The sequence below is a fragment of the Mucilaginibacter sp. L3T2-6 genome (assembly GCF_030519355.1).
In the GTDB taxonomy this organism is placed as follows: Bacteria; Bacteroidota; Bacteroidia; order Sphingobacteriales; family Sphingobacteriaceae; genus Mucilaginibacter.
Genome location: NZ_JAUMKC010000015.1, coordinates 91,263 through 109,918, shown reverse-complemented (window position 1 = coordinate 109,918; position 18,656 = coordinate 91,263). Strand labels below are relative to the sequence as shown.

The following is an 18,656-nucleotide window of genomic DNA, read 5'->3' as shown; positions in this document are numbered from 1 at the left end:
GTTTGTTAGTTAGACAATGCATTACAATATAGCACCAAGCGAAGCAGGCTAATAAATCAGGTATTTACCCAATCTAATTCAAGTATTTGGCTTCAGCCTCCGTTATTAAAATATGTCACAAAAAAAGCCCCATCGCTATAAATGGAGCTCATCGAGGTATAGAACAATGTGCAGTTAGGACGGGAATATCAATACAGGCACCGAAATATGGTCCGGAACCTTTACCGGGATGCTTTCGCCAAATAGTTGTTTAAAGTGGAACCACCGGTTCTGGCAAACCAGTAAGTCGGCATGCATGCCGTGTATCATAGTATCTACAGCCTTATTAATGTCTTTTTCCCGGATATGGCTGAAATATAGCGTCGAGCCTTTTACATTCGGACTAACGGATTTGCTAAAAATATCTTCTGCATATTGGCCGTCCAGTTCAGGCAGGCCCTGGGCGCAAATGTGGGCAATGTTTATGCTGTTGCCGTACCCAAGTTTACCCAGGTAGTTCAATACCGGAACCTGGCAAAAACGAAGATCAGTAAGGTACATAATACGCTCAATGGGTTTAGTGGCTATATCAGACGGTAACAACAATAACGGGCAATACACCCGGCTAAATACAGATTGGAGATTAAAGCCTTTTGCCTGCTGCCCTGAAGCTAATATGATCAGGAACAACTGCTGCTGATTAATGAAAGAGACAACTTCCTTTTCATTCAAATGAGACAGGTTGCAATTCTTTATAGCCGGGTGAAAACCATCATATGAATCATTTATGATATGTAATTTGTCTGCAAGGCTTTGTTCCTCCGCCTCGATAAATCCCGCTCCGGCGCCAATGGTAATTTTTACCGGCTGGTGAGTAGGCACAATGTTGGCCAGTAAAAGATTGCGCTTGACACTTTTAGCAAGCGCAAGTGCATATTCAGCAGCGTGAAAACTCTGCGGCGAGCCATCATTTATTAAAAGAATATCCGTCATGTTGAAATAAAATAGGAAAGGTTTTAAGGGCATAACACTTTAGTCGTGGTTAGTGTTTGAGTTGTTTGAAGGAAATTTTATTTCTAATTAAAAAACTTAAATAGATTGACAATCAAATGACACGATTAAAACGCCTTGTCCATTTTAATAATTGCTTCGTTGGAAACTTCTGTAATTGTGCAGGCGTAAGTCTCCATTGCCAGTTTCCCCCAGCAATCGCCGGTGTATTCATACGGGCTTTACCTCCAAATGCATAAACATCCTGTATGGGGATGATTGCAACTTTGGCGACAGAAGACAGCGCCATTTTAATAAATGTTTTAGCGATACCGCCTGCGTTAACTTTACCACCTATATATTTAACAATGTTTTTACGGGCTGTTTTATCGCATTCATGCTGATACCAGCCAGTGGTGGTATTGTTGTCGTGAGTGCCAGTATAGACGATATGGTTCGGTGTATAATTATGAGGGATATGCGGCGAAGCAGCCATTGAGCCGCCAAATGCAAATTGCAGTACTTTCATTCCGGGTAATCCAAAAGCATCACGTAATGCATATACCGCATCATCTATATCACCCAGGTCTTCTGCCACAAAAGGCAATTTGCCAAGCTCGCGTTTGAGTACATTAAACAGGTCAACGCCAGGGCCCGGTTCCCATTTTCCATTTATTGCTGTTTCCTCTGCTGCCGGAACCGACCAGTATGCCGAAAGGGCACGGAAATGATCCAGCCTCACCAAATCAAACATAGCGACGTTCTGCCGCATACGTTCTGCCCACCAACTATAGTTTTGCGCTTTCAGCTTGTCCCACCTAAACACAGGCGTTCCCCAAAGCTGGCCATTGGCGTTAAAGTAGTCAGGCGGTACGCCCGCAACATAGTGCATATCGCCATTTTTTTGCAAACTAAAAATATCCGGGTTAGCCCACACATCGACAGAATCGTAGCCTACATAAAAAGGTAAGTCGCCAAATAAAAGAATATTCCGGCCATTGCAGTATGTTTTTAGTTGCTTCCACTGCCGGCTAAAAATAAATTGCTGCCATTTTCTCTCTTGAATCCGTTCCGCATAGCTGTTAGCAAAGGCCGCTAACGTTTTTTTATCTCGAAATTTATACTTGCCGGGCCACTGATACCAGGGCTTATTAGCATAGTGACCTTTTATAGCAGCGTACATACCGAAATCATCCAGCCATTTCTTTTCGTCCCCGCAAAACTTATCAAATGCATATCGCAATTCAGCGAAGGTATTGTCTTTAAAACGCTGATATGCAACCATCAAAAGTTCTGTTTTTATTTTTTGGGCAATCTCAAAGTTTACACAATCAGCAGTATGCTGCCGATATGGTTTCAAATCCTCATGGGTTAACAGGCCCTCGTCAATCAACATTTCCGGACTTATCAAAAGTATGTTCCCGCCCATAGCAGACCATCCGCTATATGGTGAGTAGTGGCTTTCGGCACTGACGGGAGTGAGTGGAAGCAACTGCCAGTATCTTTGCCCAGCGTCTTTGAGCTTATCGGCAAAAAAACGTGCCTGCGGGCCGAAATCGCCAATGCCAAAGGCGGACGGCAGCGAAGTGATATGCATTAGAATTCCGGCAGATCGTTGATGTACAGGCGCTTTTATCTTTAGCAGTGCAAGCGGTAATGTGCCAAATAATTCGGCCACCTTTAAATTGCGGGGTAATGTACCTTTCTTTCCGGTCAGTATATTTTCATAGCTTCCCACCAGGTTTTCAGGCAAACTAACAGCGGTGTCATTCCAGTTGAAAGTACTTTCCAGGTTGTCTATACCGGCCAATCCCAGCGGGGCTATGGTAGTGTACCAGGTGTTCTCTAACCGTCGGGCATAGGCTATAATGTGGTTGTTATACGCACCCGTGGTTTGCAGTGCAATGTATTGCCCTTCAGCAAATACTTTGCTGTTTATTCTGCGCTCTTTCAGTAACGTGTTCACCAGCCACTGCTTGATACTGCCTGAGAATAACTCAGCCCAAAGATCATCGGGATTACCTTGAGTTTGAAAAAATTTCTTCCTTAACAGGTAATCAACCGGTCGCCGGTTGTCAGGGTCTACCATGCTTAAATCCCATCGCTCACAGCCCTGGTAAATGTCAGGCACGCCCGGGGCGGTGAGCTTCAATAATACCTGCGTCAGCGAATTGACAATACCATATTTACAAATCTGCTCATGAAATGGAGCAAAGCTTTGCCAAAAACTGCCTTTAGGGTCGAGCAACCGGCCGGCGAATTGTTTGACTGCACCTTCATATTCTTCGTTAGGATCGGTCCAATCTGAGTGTACTTTGGCTTCGCGAATCGTTTTTTCCAGGTATTGTTCCAACCGGTCTAGGTATTCATCTGCCGGCTCCCCCGGCATAGGATAAGTTCCTATAAGTGTTTGATATATAAAATACTCGTCATTGGCATCAGGGGCGTGGTTGACAATAAGCTTACGATTAAGCTTTCGCCACTCATTTACTTTTTTAAGCCATAAGTCAGCTACATCGGTTAGCACGTTTAAACGTGCCCGTGCGTCTTCGCCGCGTTTGGTATCATGGGTAGCAGTTCCGTTCATCGCCAGCGGCCAGTTGAGCTGGCGCAGTTCCATCTGCCGGTGAAATTCATCAACCGGTATCCCAAAGGAGGCCGGACCGTCGCCCACTTCGTTATGAGCAATAAAGCGGTTGTACGTGTACATCAGCGTATCTTCAACTCCCTTTGCCATTAATGGCCCCGTAAACTGCATACACCGCTGATAAAATTGCAGTCCCTTTGCATCCCCAGACAGCCAGCTTTTCTTTAACAGGCTTGCAGCAGACTTTAAGTGGGGTTCGTCGGCCGCGATACTATTTAATACCGAACTGATGGCTTTTTTTTCATCAGGCTTAAAAGGTGTCCGGTTTCCGTAATAGCGATATACCGGACAACGGATCAAAAATTCAGCGATGGCTCGCTTAAATGTCCCCGCTGATATGGAATGCTCGTCTGTAAAATACTGGACCAGATTGTCAAGTTCCCCGGCCATTTGCTGATATAAAATACAGGCTTTTTTTTGCCGGATCTGCTCATTGACCGGAACTTTATTTCCGGCTATTTTTTCATAATAATCTGTGAACTGCTTTTTTGCTGCGCGATTAGTTAGCAGATTGTTTACTGTCGACAGAAAATCATATCCTGTGCTTCCTTGTATCGGCCACTGCGGCAACTGCTCACCGGGTTCCAGAATCTTTTCTGCAATAATATAAATGTCGTCGCCAACAAGATTCCGCAAACGCGAAAGATAACTTGATGGATCATACAAACCATCCACATGGTCAATGCGCAATCCCTGGAAAACATCTTCCTTAACCAACTGTGCTATTAACTGATGGAAATCGTTGAAAACCGCATCGTTCTGCATATTAAGGCAAATAAGGCTGTTCACCGTAAAAAAGCGGCGGAAGTTGATGCGGTTGTTGGTTTCTTTCCAGTTGCACAAGCGGTAATATTGCTTTTGCGTGATATCTTTCAGGACGGCAATATTTTTATTGATAACATCCAGGCGCTCGCCATCCGGATAACTGCCGGGCCGCAAAGGCCAGCGGTTGCCGCCATAATTGAATACATATTTTTCCCCGGTTTGCTCAATAGAAAGTTCGCCGCGTTCAAGCACAGTGTCCAGCTCATCACCGAGAAAAGGTACCATGAGCGGTTCGCTGCCAAATAACGAACTGCCGCTTAAGCCGGTGTCAAAATAAGCCTTATAACGCGAATTGGGTCCATTCTCCAGCAAGTCCATCAGCCGTTCGTTATCAGGTTGATAGGCCATGTGGTTTGGAACAATATCCTGTATCCAGCCAATTTTTTTTGCTTTTAGCTTTTTGCAGATACGCTTAAGCTGCGGCAACGTACCGATCTCCGGATTAATGGACAAAGGATCAATGCCGTCATAACCATGAGTGCTGCCCGGTACTGATGTAAAAACCGGTGAAGCATAAATGGCGCCGATGCCCAGCTTTTCAAAATAGGGGATGAGCGGCTCAAAATCATCAAATGTAAAGCCCTTATGAAATTGTATGCGATAGGTAGATACCGGGTTATACATATCTGTAAATAATAATTGACTGTGGTTGAATAGTTCCCTTGTCGGCGCCAGGGCCTCCCCATTGGCTGTTCGCAGAGTTCAGTAGAGTGTTTTCGTCTTCAATATTGACAAACCGGGGCTGGTCCGAGAAATTCATCAGGCAGCCAACGTGCTGCCCGTTTGTCCAGCGCTCCAGCAACAAAGTGTTCGCCTTTTCATCTACAGTTGTTTTCAGATTTTGGCGATCGGGAATTGCAAGTGCAGGCAGCGCTTTTCTTAGCCCAATCAACGCCTTGTAGTAGTTGAGCATTATGGCATGCAGACCCCTATCAGGCAAATGCCACTGTAATTTTGACTTATTAAAACTTTCCACAGCCTGCGGATCTAGGGCTTCGCCCTCAGCATGAAAGGCGGCAAATTCCTCTTTCCGTCCCTTGCGTACCGCGTTAATCAATTCCTGATCAGTGTGGCTTACGAAATAAAGGAATGGGTTACTTTCGGCCCATTCCTCGCCCATAAAAAGCATAGGGACAAATGGCGCTACCATCACTGCGCCGGCCATCAATTTTTGCATCTCAAAGCTAAACAGCTGGCTGCTCCGCTCGCCCAGCATCCGGTTTCCTACCTGATCGTGGTTTTGCGAAAATACGATGAACTGCTTTCCGGGGTTATCAGTTTTGGTTCCGAAAACCTTCAGCCGGTGAGGCGAATAAATGCCATCGTACACGTAAGCATCGTTATAGGCCTTTGCGAGGTGGTTAATACCATTAAAATCAGTATAATATCCCTCTCTGCCGCCACCGGCCGTAACGCGCAGGGCATGGTGAAACTCGTCTATCCACTGCGCATCCATTCCGTAACCATCTTTTTCTATAGGGTTAATAAACCGCTTGTCATTTAAATCGAACTCGATGATAAGATGGTGCGTTCTTCCGGTTTGATGCATCAGTTCATCTGCATTCTCTTTTATCTCCCGTAAAATATGTTTCGGACTAAAGTCTTTTATCGCATGTACCGCATCCAGGCGCAGGGCATCAATGTGGAAATCACGAAACCATTGCAGTGCATTCTGGATAAAAAATCGTCGTACCTCGTCGCACCAGGCATCGTCAAAATTTATCGCATCGCCCCATGGCGTATGATATTTGCCGGTAAAATACGGGCCAAATGCACTAAAGTAATTGCCTTCCGGACCAAGGTGATTATAAACTACGTCGAGTATAACCGCCAGCCCTTTATTATGACAAGCGTCTACCAATTTCATTAACCCTGCGGCCCCGCCATAACTGTTTTGCACGGCATACGGAAAAACCCCGTCGTAGCCCCAATTGCGTTGGCCGGGAAACTGGGCGACCGGCATAATTTCAATCGCCGTTATACCGATACCGAGCAAATGATCCAGTTTCGGAATAATACCTTCGAACGTGCCATCCGGAGTAAACGTGCCCGTATGCAGCTCATAGATCAGGTAGTTTTCCATGGATGGGTTTCGCCAGTGATCGTCTGTCCACTCGAAGTTGGTCAGATCGACGGCCATCGATGTCCCGTGCACACCGTCAGGCTGCGCCCGTGAAGCCGGGTCCGGCAGGTGTTTACCATCAATGTCAAATTGGTACCGGTCACCCGGTTTAATCTCGTTGCTTTCAAGCATCCAATAGCCAAACTCCTGCTTTTGGAGGGCTAACGTCCGGTCGTTCACAATCATTTCAGCCTTTTTACAAAAGGGCGCCCATACTGCAATCTTTGCCAGTCCATCTTCAAATACAATTCCGGGTGTAAGCTTATTTTGCATCGTCGGTATGTTGCAGTAATACCACCGACCGCCCCTGCACGGTCACTATCTCATCATTGTGCACACTTTGCTTTTTCAGTTCTTCATCGCTGGTATCCAATATCTTAACCCATTTTTTGTGGGCTAGCTTTTGCGGCAACATATAGTCAAGCGCTTCGTGATGTGCATTAAAAATCACATAAAAATCATCATCGACAATTTTTTCTCCTTTCGGCCCAACGTGGTGCAGTCCCTTACCATTCAAAAAGATGCCCAGCGAACGGGCAAAATCGTGGTTCCAGTTCTCGTCTGACATCTCTGAACCATCGGGCAAAAACCAGCCAATATCTTCCAGTCCTTTACCCTTTATAGGCAACCCCTGGAACCATTTGCGCCTGCGAAATGCTGGGTGCTTTTTCCGTAGCGCAATAAGCTTTTTTGCAAACCCCAGCAGATCCTCATCTTGCTTATCCCAATACAACCACGATATTTCATTATCCTGGCAATAAGCGTTATTGTTTCCTCCTTGTGTACGGCCAAACTCATCCCCGGCTACCAGCATCGGCACGCCTTGTGAAAGAAAGAGCGTAGTTAAAAAGTTGCGCTTCTGCAGGCTTCGCAAGGCGTTTATTTCAGGATCATCGGTGGGGCCTTCGGCGCCACAATTCCACGATCGGTTATTACTTTCACCATCGTTATTGTCTTCGCCATTTGCTTCGTTATGCTTCTCGTTATAGCTAACCAGATCATTCAGGGTAAACCCGTCGTGCGCGGTAATAAAATTTATGCTGGCCGTAGGCCTGCGGTAATCATCCTGGTACAAGTCAGGGCTGCCGGTAAACCGCTGCGCAAACTCGCCTAACATGCTGTCGGCTCCTTTCCAGTAATCGCGAACGCTATCCCGGTATTTTCCATTCCATTCGGCCCATCCCGGCGGGAATTTCCCTACCTGGTAACCTCCTTCACCCACGTCCCATGGCTCGGCAATCAGTTTCACCTGCGAGATCACCGGGTCCTGGTGAATGATATCGAAGAAGGCGCTCAAACGGTTTACCTCGTGCAGCTCACGCGCAAGCGTCGCAGCCAGATCGAACCGGAAACCATCTACATGCATTTCAAGTATCCAATACCGCAAACTGTCCATAATATAGCGCAATACATTGGGCAGCATGGCGTTAAGCGTGTTGCCAGTGCCTGTGTAGTCCATATAATAGCGTTTGTTATCATCTACCAGGCGATAGTAAGCGGCGTTGTCAATTCCTTTAAATGATATAGTTGGCCCCATCTCATTTCCTTCAGCTGTATGGTTATATACAACGTCGAGTATTACTTCAATCCCTGCTTTATGCAGCTCGCGTACCATTTGTTTAAATTCAGTAACCTGTTGCCCGCATACACCCGAACTTGAGTAACGTACATCGGGCGCAAAAAAGGCGATTGTGTTGTACCCCCAGTAATTGCACAGTCCCTTATCTACCAATCCCCTGTCATTAACATACTGATGAACCGGCATTAATTCAATTGCAGTAATGCCCAGTGATTTAAGATATTCGACGGTAACCGGATGCCCAAGCGCCGCATAGCTGCCACGGATATCTTCCGGGATGCCGGGATGGAGTTTGGTAAAGCCCCGCACATGTGCTTCATAAATGATAGACTGATGATAAGGTATACGCAGAGGCTGATCGTCTCCCCAGTCGAATGCAGCATCAACAACAACAGACTTAGGTACAAATGGGGCGCTATCAAGCTCGCTGAAGCTTAAATCCCCATCGGGGTGGCCTATTTCATATCCGAATAATGCATCATTCCAGTGCACAGAGCCTGCGATGGCTTTGGCATATGGATCCATCAGCAGCTTATTTGGGTTAAAGCGGTGGCCATTTTCCGGATCGTACGGTCCGTGAACGCGGTAGCCGTACAGCTGGCCGGGCCCGCAGCCAGGCAAATAGCAATGCCAGATTTGGTGTGTGCGTTCAGGCAATTTAATGCGGGCGATTTCTTTCGTATGGTCGTCCTCATCAAAAAGGCACAATTCAACGCCTTCGCAAGAATCTGCAAAAAGTGCAAAATTTACGCCTTCGCCGTCCCAGGTGGCGCCCAGCGGGTATGGTTTTCCAGGGTAGATGTCGTATTTCATATTCTCACAATGAATATCCCTGAAAAAAGTTTGAACGATTTTTTATTTGTTTAAACACTAAATAGCAGATACCGGCAGTGGGATATCGGGAGACTGTTAAAGTGACACGGTTTTTTTACCAATACCGGCACTAAATTCTGCTAATCAACGCCGTAATTAAGTGAGCTAAGTGATAAGATTTACTTCTTTGCATGACCAACGTCATTTCCCACAGGGTATAATGTTTGGATTTTAGCAATACTTTAAAATAAATTTTATATGGAAAGCACACTGTCAATGTCTTCAAGGTCACTTCAATATTACGTTATAGCTAAACGATGGCTGGCCGATATGGAGTTTTTTAGAATAGAAGCGCAATTTCTTCACCTCCTGCTGGAACGCAACATGCTGATACATCTGCATGATAAGGCTTACCTGAAACTGCTGATAGCCGCTAACAAAGAGCTTAAGCAACTGCAGCAACTCATGAAAGGCGATCTGCTGAGCGGTCAGATCACTCAACTGGAGTTGATGGCCGAAGACATTATTCCTGAAGATGCAGAGTCATTGGCTGCTACACAGGTAAGGCTCGAGTATTTCATGACGGATCTGACAAACCGTTTCCGTGGAGTGAAACAGGATGTTTTTGCGCTGGTATTGCAGATGAACCATTTGGCCCGCCCTGTTGTGAATTGAAGTGATATAACCTCTGTCGTCTTTGTGGATAAATTATTTTGATTATGGGCTATGTGTCGTCGCTGGTTTTAGAGCCTTGTGTTATTATTCAGCACAGCTTTTGCCGATATTTTACGTGGTAAGCTAACAGGTATGATTACACCCGTTAAACAATTTTTTCTATTTATACCGGCCCTATTGCTTATGATGAATAGCCAAACGGGCCTGGCAAATAACACAGTGACGCCTATTACAGGAGCTGATCAAGCTGATACCTTATTAACCTCAGAAATCCGGCGGCTACTGGCCGGGAAAGGCTTGTATTCACAATTATATTTTCCAAAATCTGCCATACGGTTTTACACTGTCCGTGGTTTTCGACCCGCCTGGCTTAACCCGGCAGGAGGGGACATCAAGACATTACAGGCCTTAAAGATTATTAACTGTGTGTCCCAATACGGCCTTTCGTGTACTGATTATCACCTTGACGAGTTGCCCGATGGCCGGCCGCCGGGCATCGCCGATACAGCCGGAAAAGCAGTCGCATTGCGCCGGGCACGGTATGAAATACTGCTTACAGACGCCATGCTTACATTGATAAATAATCTTCATTTTGGTAAAATGAATTCAGACCACCCTTCCGGCAGGATTGACAGGGATTCTACCGGCAAATTTCAGGCCGGGCAGATTTTACAAACTGCACTTTTACAGAAAGATATTACAGCAGTTGTCCTGGGTTCGCGGCCCTCGTCTGAGGCTTATTTAGCCCTGCAGCGTCAACTGGAACTGCTTGAAAAACAATACCAGGATGGTTGCTGCGAACCTCTGCCAGACGAGATCAGAAAGATTATGATTAACATGGAAAGGCTCCGATGGGCTGGTGCAGAAGCAGGCGCTTATATTCACATCAATATCCCTTCGTATACACTCAAACTTTGGATTAAAGACACGGTTTATAAGTTCAAGGTAATAGTGGGCAAGCCGGGTAACCCCACGCCAACGCTGCAGAGCGCCGTCAATTATTTTACAACAGCCCCGGAATGGAGGGTACCGGCCAAAATATTTCGCAGGGAGCTATTGCCAAAGATGCTGCGATACCCGGCGTTCCTCGAAAATAACCATTATGGAATCTATGACAATAATGGCCGGTATATAGAACCAACGAGAGCTAACCTGCTCAAAGTGAAAAGCCATCCGGAAATGTATTATACGCGGCAGTCTCCGGGATGTGATAACTCTCTGGGCCTACTGGTTTTTCGTTTTCCAAATATTTACGACGTGTATCTGCATGATACGCCCGAACAAAAGCTTTTTGCCCGCACGGAACGTCATTTTAGTCATGGGTGCGTCCGGGTAGAACAGGCTGAAAAATTAGGTCGTTTGTTACTGATAAACGACGGATCGGCTGACAAAATGCAGGTTTTGCACAACGGTATGGCCAAATATATCCGGCAGGACATCAGGTTAAAGCAGCCGGTTCCTATCATGATTACTTATCTTACCTGTGAGGTTGTTGACGGAAAATATATAACCTATCCGGACATTTACGGACTGGACGAAGGATTGGAGAAAACGCTGTTCGGCACGAGTGGCAATTAAGCCATATGATTACGGCGCTTTTTATTACGGACTACTGCGGTACTGTCAAATTTCAATTCGAAAGTAGTGCCTTTACCCAGTTCGGTTTTAAATGATATTTTTCCGCCCATTAGTTCTGTATATGTTTTAACAACGCTCAGGCCTAAACCGCTTCCGTCTGCACAATCAGCGTTCGAAGCCCTGAAAAAGGGTTTAAAAATGTTGGTTGTTTCTTCGGCTGGTATCCCAATGCCCGAATCTTTTATAATGATAGAAAACGAATTGCCCTCCACTTGGGTGATAACATCAATATGATTTACAGCATCTGAATATTTTATGGCATTACTTATCAAGTTGGTGAGGCAGTGGTGTAAAAGATTTTTATCCGCCAAAACGAGTGTCTGCTCTCCCTTATGTGTATATCTGATGTCTTGCCAGTCTTTCGCTTGCGATTTCATTTCGGATATGACTTCTTCAACATGGGCCTTTAAATTCATCTTGCTGAAGTTTGGATGCACAGTACCAGATTCGCTTTGCCCTGCTGATAAATAATCATTAAAAAGCATCGTCATGAAGGAAGCAGCTGTCTTGATATTTTGGAGTTGCCGCCTTACGGTTTTTTGGTCTGGTGAGCCAAGATTTCGTTCTATAAATTCTGCCGAGTGCATTATTGCCTCAAGCGGAGACTTAAATTCATGCGGGGGCGTAAAAAGCTGCCGGTTCTTAAATCTGTTTGCCTCTTCCTCTTTCTTTAATACCCTGTGGCGCCGCCGCGAACCAAAATCCACGGGCAAATAATTCGACATGATAAAGGCCTGCCCGGAAGGTTTGCGTTTGCTTAAAACACTTAAAGGATGGTTCCTGCCAGGAATGGAGCTCATCAGATTTCCTTTATACATAACGATTGTGGCTTTTATTATTAAATATGTTTGCCGGCCGGTCTGCAGGTTTTACAACATGAATGCTTGTGTAACCTGGCAGTGTATATAGTTATCCGGTCTTAAGAACTATTTCAATAAACTTTTCAAATTTCATTGTTCCGGTGGCCATTTCAAATGACTGAAATCATAGCCATAGCTGATAATTGTCATAACGGCAATGATTTTCTCACAGAGGCTGGGGCATTGTGGAACAGTTGCATCCATTGTTAAAGACGGCCCGTTACGTAAAAATTAACGGCGTTGTACTTCATGATTACTATCAGCGTCAGCAATGACCGCCGTCATGCATACCCTGTTTGAATAGCTGTTATTTTGCTGGCAAATTGTTATTTACCAATTAAATTATAAGATCATGAAAACAGATGTTGAAATTCAGAAGGATGTTATGGATGAACTGAGATGGCAACCTTTTCTGCAATCATCCGAAATAGGCGTCGCGGTAAAGAATGGCATAGTGACGCTGTCGGGCCAGGTGGATAATTACGGCAAAAAACTGAGTGCTGAAAATGCCGCAAAGAAAGTGGCTGGCGTAAAAGCGGTAGCCGAAGACATCCAGGTAGGTATATCACCAACTTATCGAAAAACAGACGCGGAGATTGCAGCAGCGGTAGTAAACGCCCTGAAATGGCATACCGCGATACCAGATGATAGTATCAAAATAAAAGTAGAAGATGGCGTAGTAAGGCTTGAGGGTGAAGTGGAGTGGGACTTTCAGCGCACGTCTGCTAAAAACGCCGTACAGTATCTTACAGGTGTCCGTTCTGTTATTAATCTTATCACCGTTAAACCTAAATTAAGCGCCGACGACCTGGAAAAAAAGATCCGTGCTGCATTTCACCGGAGCGCTACTATCGACGCGGACAAAGTTACAGTGAGTGTTACCGGCAGTAAAGCCATCCTCAGCGGAAAAGTGCGTTCATTCGCCGAAAAGCAGGAAGCTGAAGACGCGGTATGGGCCGCTCCGGGTGTTCTAAGTGTTGAAAGCAAGCTGATCGTGGAGGAACCGGAATTGGTTTTTTGAAAGGTAATCCTTTCCCAAAGCGCGGGCCACTGCAGGCCCGCGCTTTGCAATTTTTATTGACATGATTATCGCTATGAGGCGCCTTTACCTATTGCTGGCTCTGATTGCTTTTGGCCATTACAGCTTAGCCCAGTCGAGCCCTCCTGCCGACACCGCATCAAGAGCTTCGCCGTTATTGTCAGCGCCGGATACAACAAGCCGCCACCGCTTTAAGCGTGCGGCATTTCAATGGGGATTGGCAGAATTAGTTCCATTCGCAGTAGACCGCTACATCCGGAATGTTGATTTCGCGCAGATATCTTTCAGTACCGTTGGTCATAACCTCAAGCCTTCCAACTGGTCGTGGGATGATGATCCTTTCGGTACTAATCAATTTGCGCACCCTTACCACGGCAGCCTTTATTTTAGCGCCTTTCGTGCCAACGGATATTCTTTTTGGCAATCGGCGCCCGCCACATTGGCCGGGAGCTATATTTGGGAAACAGTTGCCGAAAAGCAATATCCCTCGCCTAACGACTTTATCAACACCACTTTTGGAGGGATCGTACTGGGGGAAATGACCTACCGCCTGTCTAATCAGATTGTGAACAACCACACCCGCGGATTTAAACGACAGTTTAGCGAAGTGCTTTCGTTAATTATTAACCCGATGAATGGACTTAACAGGATTTTGGACGGTAAGTGGGGTAAAGTTGACCGTAATTCACGCGAGCGGGATTCAACCTATGTAAGCGCCGAATTTGATATAGGGGCGCGGAGATTTAATGTTGATCATCATGGAAGGATCGCCGCGTACGGACATATAAGACTGCTTTACGGCACGCCCTTTGAAAACTACGGGACACCTTTCAGTAACATATCGGTTAACGCAGAGTTCGGGAGCGACGACAGCTCAAAAATAAATATGATAAGCGTTTATGGTTCACTGGCAGGCTGGCAGATACAGCATTCCGGCACATCGCGGCATTTGGCAACATTGTCCGCAAATTACGATTATATCCATAATGAAGCTTTCTTTTACAGTGCGCAAAGTGTAAAATTCAATTTATTTTCAGAGTTCAGCCTGATTGGCAAGAGCCGCATCGTATCTTCAGCCGGGTTTGGGCCGGTGCTGTTGGCTGCGGTGCCTGATCAATATCTCTTCAAAGGCCGCAATTATGATTACACAGCCGGGGGCGGTATATATGTAAATGTCAATATCACCCTTTTTGATAAATTGTTTTACCGGTTAAACTACCGGGGTGGCCTGTTAAAAACCATTAACGGTAATGAGTCGCACTATGCCCTGCAGGCGGTAACCAGCGAGTTTGGATACCACTTTGCAGATCATCTTTCGGTGTGTGCCGAGCCCGGTTATTTTTACCTGCACGGCTTTTACAAAAATTTTAATGATGTTATGGCAAAATATCCCTATGTAAGGGTCTCACTAAGGTATAATGCTAACTTTAACTGACCTGATAGCTTATGATGCCCGTCATTAACCGGTGTGACTATAGTCATGTAGCAGGGTGAGGTCCCGGTCTATCTTTGTTTGATAATTCCGGCATTATGAAAAAAATAAGTGCGGCCTTCGATGGCTTAAAATTCTCCGAAGCTACGCTTGAGTACGCCACTAATTTGTCCGCTCAAAGTCACGCGTTACTATCCGGTGTTTTCCTGACAGATATTCTTTACCACAGTTTCAACCTTTATGATATGATTGGGTCGCAGGGGATATCTAAAACCAAGTTAAATCGCCTGTTGGAAAAGGATGAAGCAACCCGCGAACAAGCAGTTAAACTGTTTAAAAAGAGTTGCAAAACAGCAGGAATTAGCAATACAGTGCACCTGGATGATCAGTTTGCTATTGACGATCTGCTGAAGGAAAGCATTTACAGCGACCTGGTGATCATCGGCGCCGCGGAGGCAATGAGCCGCTACCAGACGCATACCCCAACGCCATTTGTCAGAGAATTACTTGCCGATGCCTCATGCCCCGTGCTTGTGGTGCCGCAAGCATATCATGCCATTGAACGCGTTGTAGTGTTGTATGATGGCCACCCGTCCTCGGTTTTTGCTGTTAAGATGTTTAATTACCTGATGCCTTTTTTGCGCAATCTTCCCACAGAAATTGTATATGCGGCCGGGCCTGCATCGCCGGGCAGTTTGCCCGACGATGTGCTTATTAAAGAATTTATCCGTTGCCATTATCCTGAAGCTATTTATACCACGTTGACGGGCGAGACAGAGCAGGCGCTGATAATGCACCTTCAAAAAACATCGCCCAATACTTTAGTAGTTATGGGTGCATATAACAGGGGCGCAGTTTCCCGTATGTTTAAATCCAGCATGGCCGACAAACTGATCGGCGTGCTGAACACCCCGGTATTCATCGCGCATCACCGATAGCTGCGGCAAACTTAATCAGCCAACAATAATTACAATTTGCTGCGGTGATAAGCTCATAAAATGATGAAAATCACACAAGCGGCTGACCGCAGGCATGGCTGACTGTTTGTCTGCTAACGAACTTTAACCAAAATTACTACGATGAATACGATCCTGATCGCTACAGATTTTTCCGTCAATGCGCACCACGCGGCAACGTATGGATATCACCTGGCGCAGCAACTCAAAGCAAAGGTATTATTGTGTTACGTAATGAATCTTACCGCCGAGATACCACAAACCGGGATAGCAGTATGGCCTGCTGACGTTTACGATGATTTTTCGGCTGATGCCAATGAAGAGCTGGCTAAGCTTACGCAAGGCCTGATTGCAAAAGGCGAGCCGGATGCTTATCAGCCGGAAGTTAGTTGCATTCAGGATGCGGGATTAGTAACCGATGTACTGAACGAGGCGGCAGCAGTTAATAAGGCAGACCTGATTGTAATAGGAATACACGGGAATGATAAACTGGATACATTAATAATGGGCAATCATAGCCGTAAGATGATAGAGGATTCGGTTCGGCCCTTATTGCTCGTTCCTGCCGGAACCGTTGCCGGCAAGATTGATAAGATCGCCTTTGCCTGCGATTTTACTGAGCCCGAGAAAGATGTGAAAATAATTGAAGAATTGGCAGAGCTCGCAAAGGCCTTAAAGGCTGAATTAATCCTGGCGCATGTCGATCAGCGCTCAGACACTCCCGGCTATATGTTAAAAGGCAAGCAATTGGCTGATAAGCTGATTAAAGATTTAGATTACGCTAAAATAAGCTTTGCCGTGGTAAGCAGCAAAGATGTAGAAGATGGTTTAGGCTGGTTGGTTCGCGATATCAAGATAGACATGCTCGCGATGGTACACCGGGAGCACGGCTTTTTTGAACAATTGTTCAAAGGCAGTTTTACACAAAAAGCCGCCCGGCAATTAACCGTGCCATTGTTGGTATTTAAACCGGTTAAATAAAAATTATGAAAAAAATTATTGCACTTACTGATCTTAGCGATCAGTCTCGTTTGGCGGCAGAAGCCGCGATCATGCTTAGCGGCAAATTAAGGGCTAATCTTATTTTGTTCAACACTTTTATCAGTCAGCCTGTATTGCCGGAGTACGGCGGCAGCCCATGGTCGGTAGAAGAATTAATATGGGCCGATGAAGGGAAGGAAAAACTGAATTTTTTGAAGGAACAGCTTGAACCGCTGGTTGAAAGCCTGCCGGCAGGCGATCATCATGCAAGTATCGATTGCAGGCAAGGCATGGGCGATTTAGGTTCGCAGGTTAAAGATTTAATCAGTAAGGAATCTGTTGAAATGATCGTGATGGGCGCCCGTACCGGCAGCACCTGGGATCATATTCTGATGGGCAGCGATACTTTATCGGTTATAAACCATACTAACAGGCCCGTTTTAGTTATACCTGAAAAACATCCGCTTAAACAAATAAAAAAGGTAACCATTGCAACAGATTTGGATAGCCCTGACATCAATGCCGTACATTATCTCACCAGGTTAGGGCGCCTATTTAATTTTAAGATCGAGATTGTAAACGTAAAACTTTGGGGTAAGGAAGGTGCTGACGAAGGACAACGCATAGTGTTTGAAAAGCACGTTGCTAAATTTAACTATCCTGATATTACCTATCAGCATATTACAGGGAAAGACCTGGCTAATCGTTTAAACCAGTTCTGCGAACAGCATGGTGCGGACCTGCTGGTGCTGGTGCATGATAAACATAGCCTGTTAAGCAGGCTCTTCAACAGTACCCAGGCTAAGTCTTTGCTCGAAAAACAAGAATTTCCTGTGATGATTATTCCTGCCGGTATTGAAGTGCAGTAGCCTAACCGGGGTCTTAATTAAAAGAATTATCAGTTTAATGAAGGGGCGGGTGGTTACTCATCCGTTTTTTGTTTTTCCCGGAAAATGAAGGCTTCAATGTGAGCAAAAATTTCTTTTTTGGTCATCCTGACCGCGGTAAAAAGCGAATGCAATTCGGTACGCAATATATTATACTTTTCCGGAAAAGCCACGTCTATGGGCTTTTCCAGGTTTTCAACAAAAGGAGCCAGCAGGCTTAGAAAAGCTGGTATTCTGGCACGAATGCTTGCCAGGTCGTCCTCCAACTCAAAAACCTTCTGTTCGAAAACAATGTCTTGTGGCAGTTGCCGGTTAACTAAGCTGGAATTATACTTATGAAGAATGTTTTTAAAAAAATGTAATTCTTCTTCCAGAAAACCCAGATCGGCCGACCAATGCCTTGTTAGTATGTACAATTCCTGCAGATCTTTTTTAAACTCATCACCAGTTCGTACATCTTTCATGGCTTTAATTTCATAGTCGTTGAGTTTTGGGCTGCCGGTAGGTCCCTTTTCTCAAATCTGCCGGTCCTTTTGTGTAGTTTAATCCGGTAAAGCACCAGTTCCTTGTCAGTTCCAATCTCGCTGGCCATATCGGCAATGCCGTGCGAGGGGTGCGCATCAGCAGTTATTGACAAATAAGGTTCAATCTTGCCGATGATTTTCTCCATGGCTTTTTGCGACTCCTTAACTCCGGTAATTTCCTCGAATGTGCCCCAGCAGACCGCGCTTCGCCAGTTAAAAAAATTTTCAACCTGGTCAACTTCAAAACATACCTCCGGATTTTTCCTCATCAGGTCTATTTTCATTCCGTGTGCCGAATGTGCATAAACATAAGGCGGCTCATATAAATAGTGCACTGGTACGATATAGGTAGTTCCATCAGCATGGCAGCCGATGCGGCCAAGCAGCTGACTTTTGAGCAATTCCTCGATCAGGTTATCATTTAATTCTCCTAACATAAAAAGATGATTAATCAGAAAATATTTCAGGGAAGAATCCTTCGCCCGGTGGCGGGAAGTCATAAGGTGATACGCGGTGAGGCACCTCTTCCGGTTGGGTTGGCTGATCTTCCGGTATGGCCGGTTTACCTGCTTCGGCAGGAGGTAAAATTGCCGGGGGCGTTTCTGTTCCGGCAGGTGTTTCCGGCTCAGCTTTGCCCCTTTTGTTGCCTTTGTACATGGCTGGTTGTTTTAACGGAACAAATTAACGCATGCCATGCCGGCGGGCCTAT

Annotated in this window: 15 protein-coding genes; 7 read left to right on the top strand and 8 right to left on the bottom strand. The window is 45.6% G+C overall.

The annotated features are described in order from the left end of the window. Positions 1–174: 174 nt before the first annotated feature. The 4 genes from Q3W13_RS16805 to glgX all read right to left on the bottom strand — a co-directional run bounded on the left by Q3W13_RS16805 (position 175) and on the right by glgX (position 8,955). Positions 175–972 carry a hypothetical protein gene (locus Q3W13_RS16805; protein ID WP_302865709.1) on the bottom strand — a complete coding sequence of 266 codons (798 nt, stop codon included), beginning with the start codon at positions 970–972 and terminating at the stop codon, positions 175–177. Between the two features lie 112 nt (positions 973–1,084). Beyond that, positions 1,085–5,065 (bottom strand): malto-oligosyltrehalose synthase, encoded by a 3,981-nt coding sequence (gene treY / locus Q3W13_RS16800; RefSeq protein ID WP_302865708.1) that lies wholly within the window; start codon positions 5,063–5,065, stop codon positions 1,085–1,087. Further along, the gene (gene treZ, locus Q3W13_RS16795) at positions 5,058–6,836 is read right to left on the bottom strand and encodes a malto-oligosyltrehalose trehalohydrolase (RefSeq protein ID WP_302865706.1); all 1,779 of its coding nucleotides are present in this window, start codon (positions 6,834–6,836) and stop codon (positions 5,058–5,060) included. The genes treY and treZ overlap by 8 nt, the downstream gene beginning before the upstream one ends. Next, positions 6,826–8,955 (bottom strand): glycogen debranching protein GlgX, encoded by a 2,130-nt coding sequence (gene glgX, locus Q3W13_RS16790; RefSeq protein ID WP_302865705.1) that lies wholly within the window; start codon positions 8,953–8,955, stop codon positions 6,826–6,828. Before glgX ends, treZ begins: the two co-directional genes overlap by 11 nt. A gap of 258 nt (positions 8,956–9,213) precedes the next feature. Between glgX and Q3W13_RS16785 the strand changes: the two genes are divergently transcribed. Together Q3W13_RS16785 and Q3W13_RS16780 are read left to right on the top strand one after the other, a co-directional pair. Next, positions 9,214–9,630, top strand: a complete 417-nt coding sequence (locus Q3W13_RS16785) for a hypothetical protein (RefSeq protein WP_302865702.1) — start codon at positions 9,214–9,216, stop codon at positions 9,628–9,630. A gap of 183 nt (positions 9,631–9,813) precedes the next feature. Then, entirely contained in the window at positions 9,814–11,208 is a 1,395-nt protein-coding gene (locus tag Q3W13_RS16780) for a L,D-transpeptidase family protein (RefSeq protein ID WP_302865701.1), read from the top strand. Here Q3W13_RS16780 and Q3W13_RS16775 read toward each other — a convergent pair. Beyond that, a complete protein-coding gene (locus Q3W13_RS16775; protein WP_302865698.1) occupies positions 11,205–12,086 on the bottom strand; it encodes a sensor histidine kinase KdpD in 882 nt (293 codons plus the stop codon). The two genes, Q3W13_RS16780 and Q3W13_RS16775, sit on opposite strands and share 4 nt — an antisense overlap. A 394-nt stretch (positions 12,087–12,480) precedes the next feature. Between Q3W13_RS16775 and Q3W13_RS16770 the strand changes: the two genes are divergently transcribed. From Q3W13_RS16770 to Q3W13_RS16750, 5 genes are all read left to right on the top strand, one after another. Next, on the top strand, positions 12,481–13,149 hold the full coding sequence (locus Q3W13_RS16770) for a BON domain-containing protein (protein ID WP_302865697.1): 669 nt from the start codon (positions 12,481–12,483) through the stop codon (positions 13,147–13,149). A gap of 73 nt (positions 13,150–13,222) precedes the next feature. Beyond that, positions 13,223–14,602 carry a DUF3943 domain-containing protein gene (locus Q3W13_RS16765; RefSeq protein ID WP_302865695.1) on the top strand — a complete coding sequence of 460 codons (1,380 nt, stop codon included), beginning with the start codon at positions 13,223–13,225 and terminating at the stop codon, positions 14,600–14,602. 95 nt (positions 14,603–14,697) lie between these two features. Further along, a complete protein-coding gene (locus Q3W13_RS16760; protein ID WP_302865693.1) occupies positions 14,698–15,537 on the top strand; it encodes a universal stress protein in 840 nt (279 codons plus the stop codon). Positions 15,538–15,678: 141 nt separating this feature from the next. Beyond that, the gene (locus Q3W13_RS16755; RefSeq protein ID WP_302865692.1) at positions 15,679–16,536 is read left to right on the top strand and encodes a universal stress protein; all 858 of its coding nucleotides are present in this window, start codon (positions 15,679–15,681) and stop codon (positions 16,534–16,536) included. Positions 16,537–16,541: 5 nt separating this feature from the next. Further along, complete coding sequence (locus tag Q3W13_RS16750) at positions 16,542–17,405, top strand: universal stress protein (protein WP_302865689.1); 864 nt, start codon at positions 16,542–16,544, stop codon at positions 17,403–17,405. A 53-nt stretch (positions 17,406–17,458) separates the two neighbouring features. On the opposite strand, the gene Q3W13_RS16745 is transcribed toward Q3W13_RS16750, so the two are convergent. Genes Q3W13_RS16745 through Q3W13_RS16735 form a run of 3 tightly spaced genes read right to left on the bottom strand, consistent with a single transcriptional unit; the run spans position 17,459 to position 18,604 of the window. Beyond that, a complete protein-coding gene (locus tag Q3W13_RS16745; protein WP_302865687.1) occupies positions 17,459–17,887 on the bottom strand; it encodes a hypothetical protein in 429 nt (142 codons plus the stop codon). Continuing rightward, positions 17,884–18,384 carry a pyridoxamine 5'-phosphate oxidase family protein gene (locus Q3W13_RS16740; protein ID WP_302865685.1) on the bottom strand — a complete coding sequence of 167 codons (501 nt, stop codon included), beginning with the start codon at positions 18,382–18,384 and terminating at the stop codon, positions 17,884–17,886. Before Q3W13_RS16740 ends, Q3W13_RS16745 begins: the two co-directional genes overlap by 4 nt. 10 nt (positions 18,385–18,394) lie before the next feature. Continuing rightward, positions 18,395–18,604, bottom strand: a complete 210-nt coding sequence (locus Q3W13_RS16735; RefSeq protein ID WP_302865683.1) for a hypothetical protein — start codon at positions 18,602–18,604, stop codon at positions 18,395–18,397. Positions 18,605–18,656: the final 52 nt, after the last annotated feature.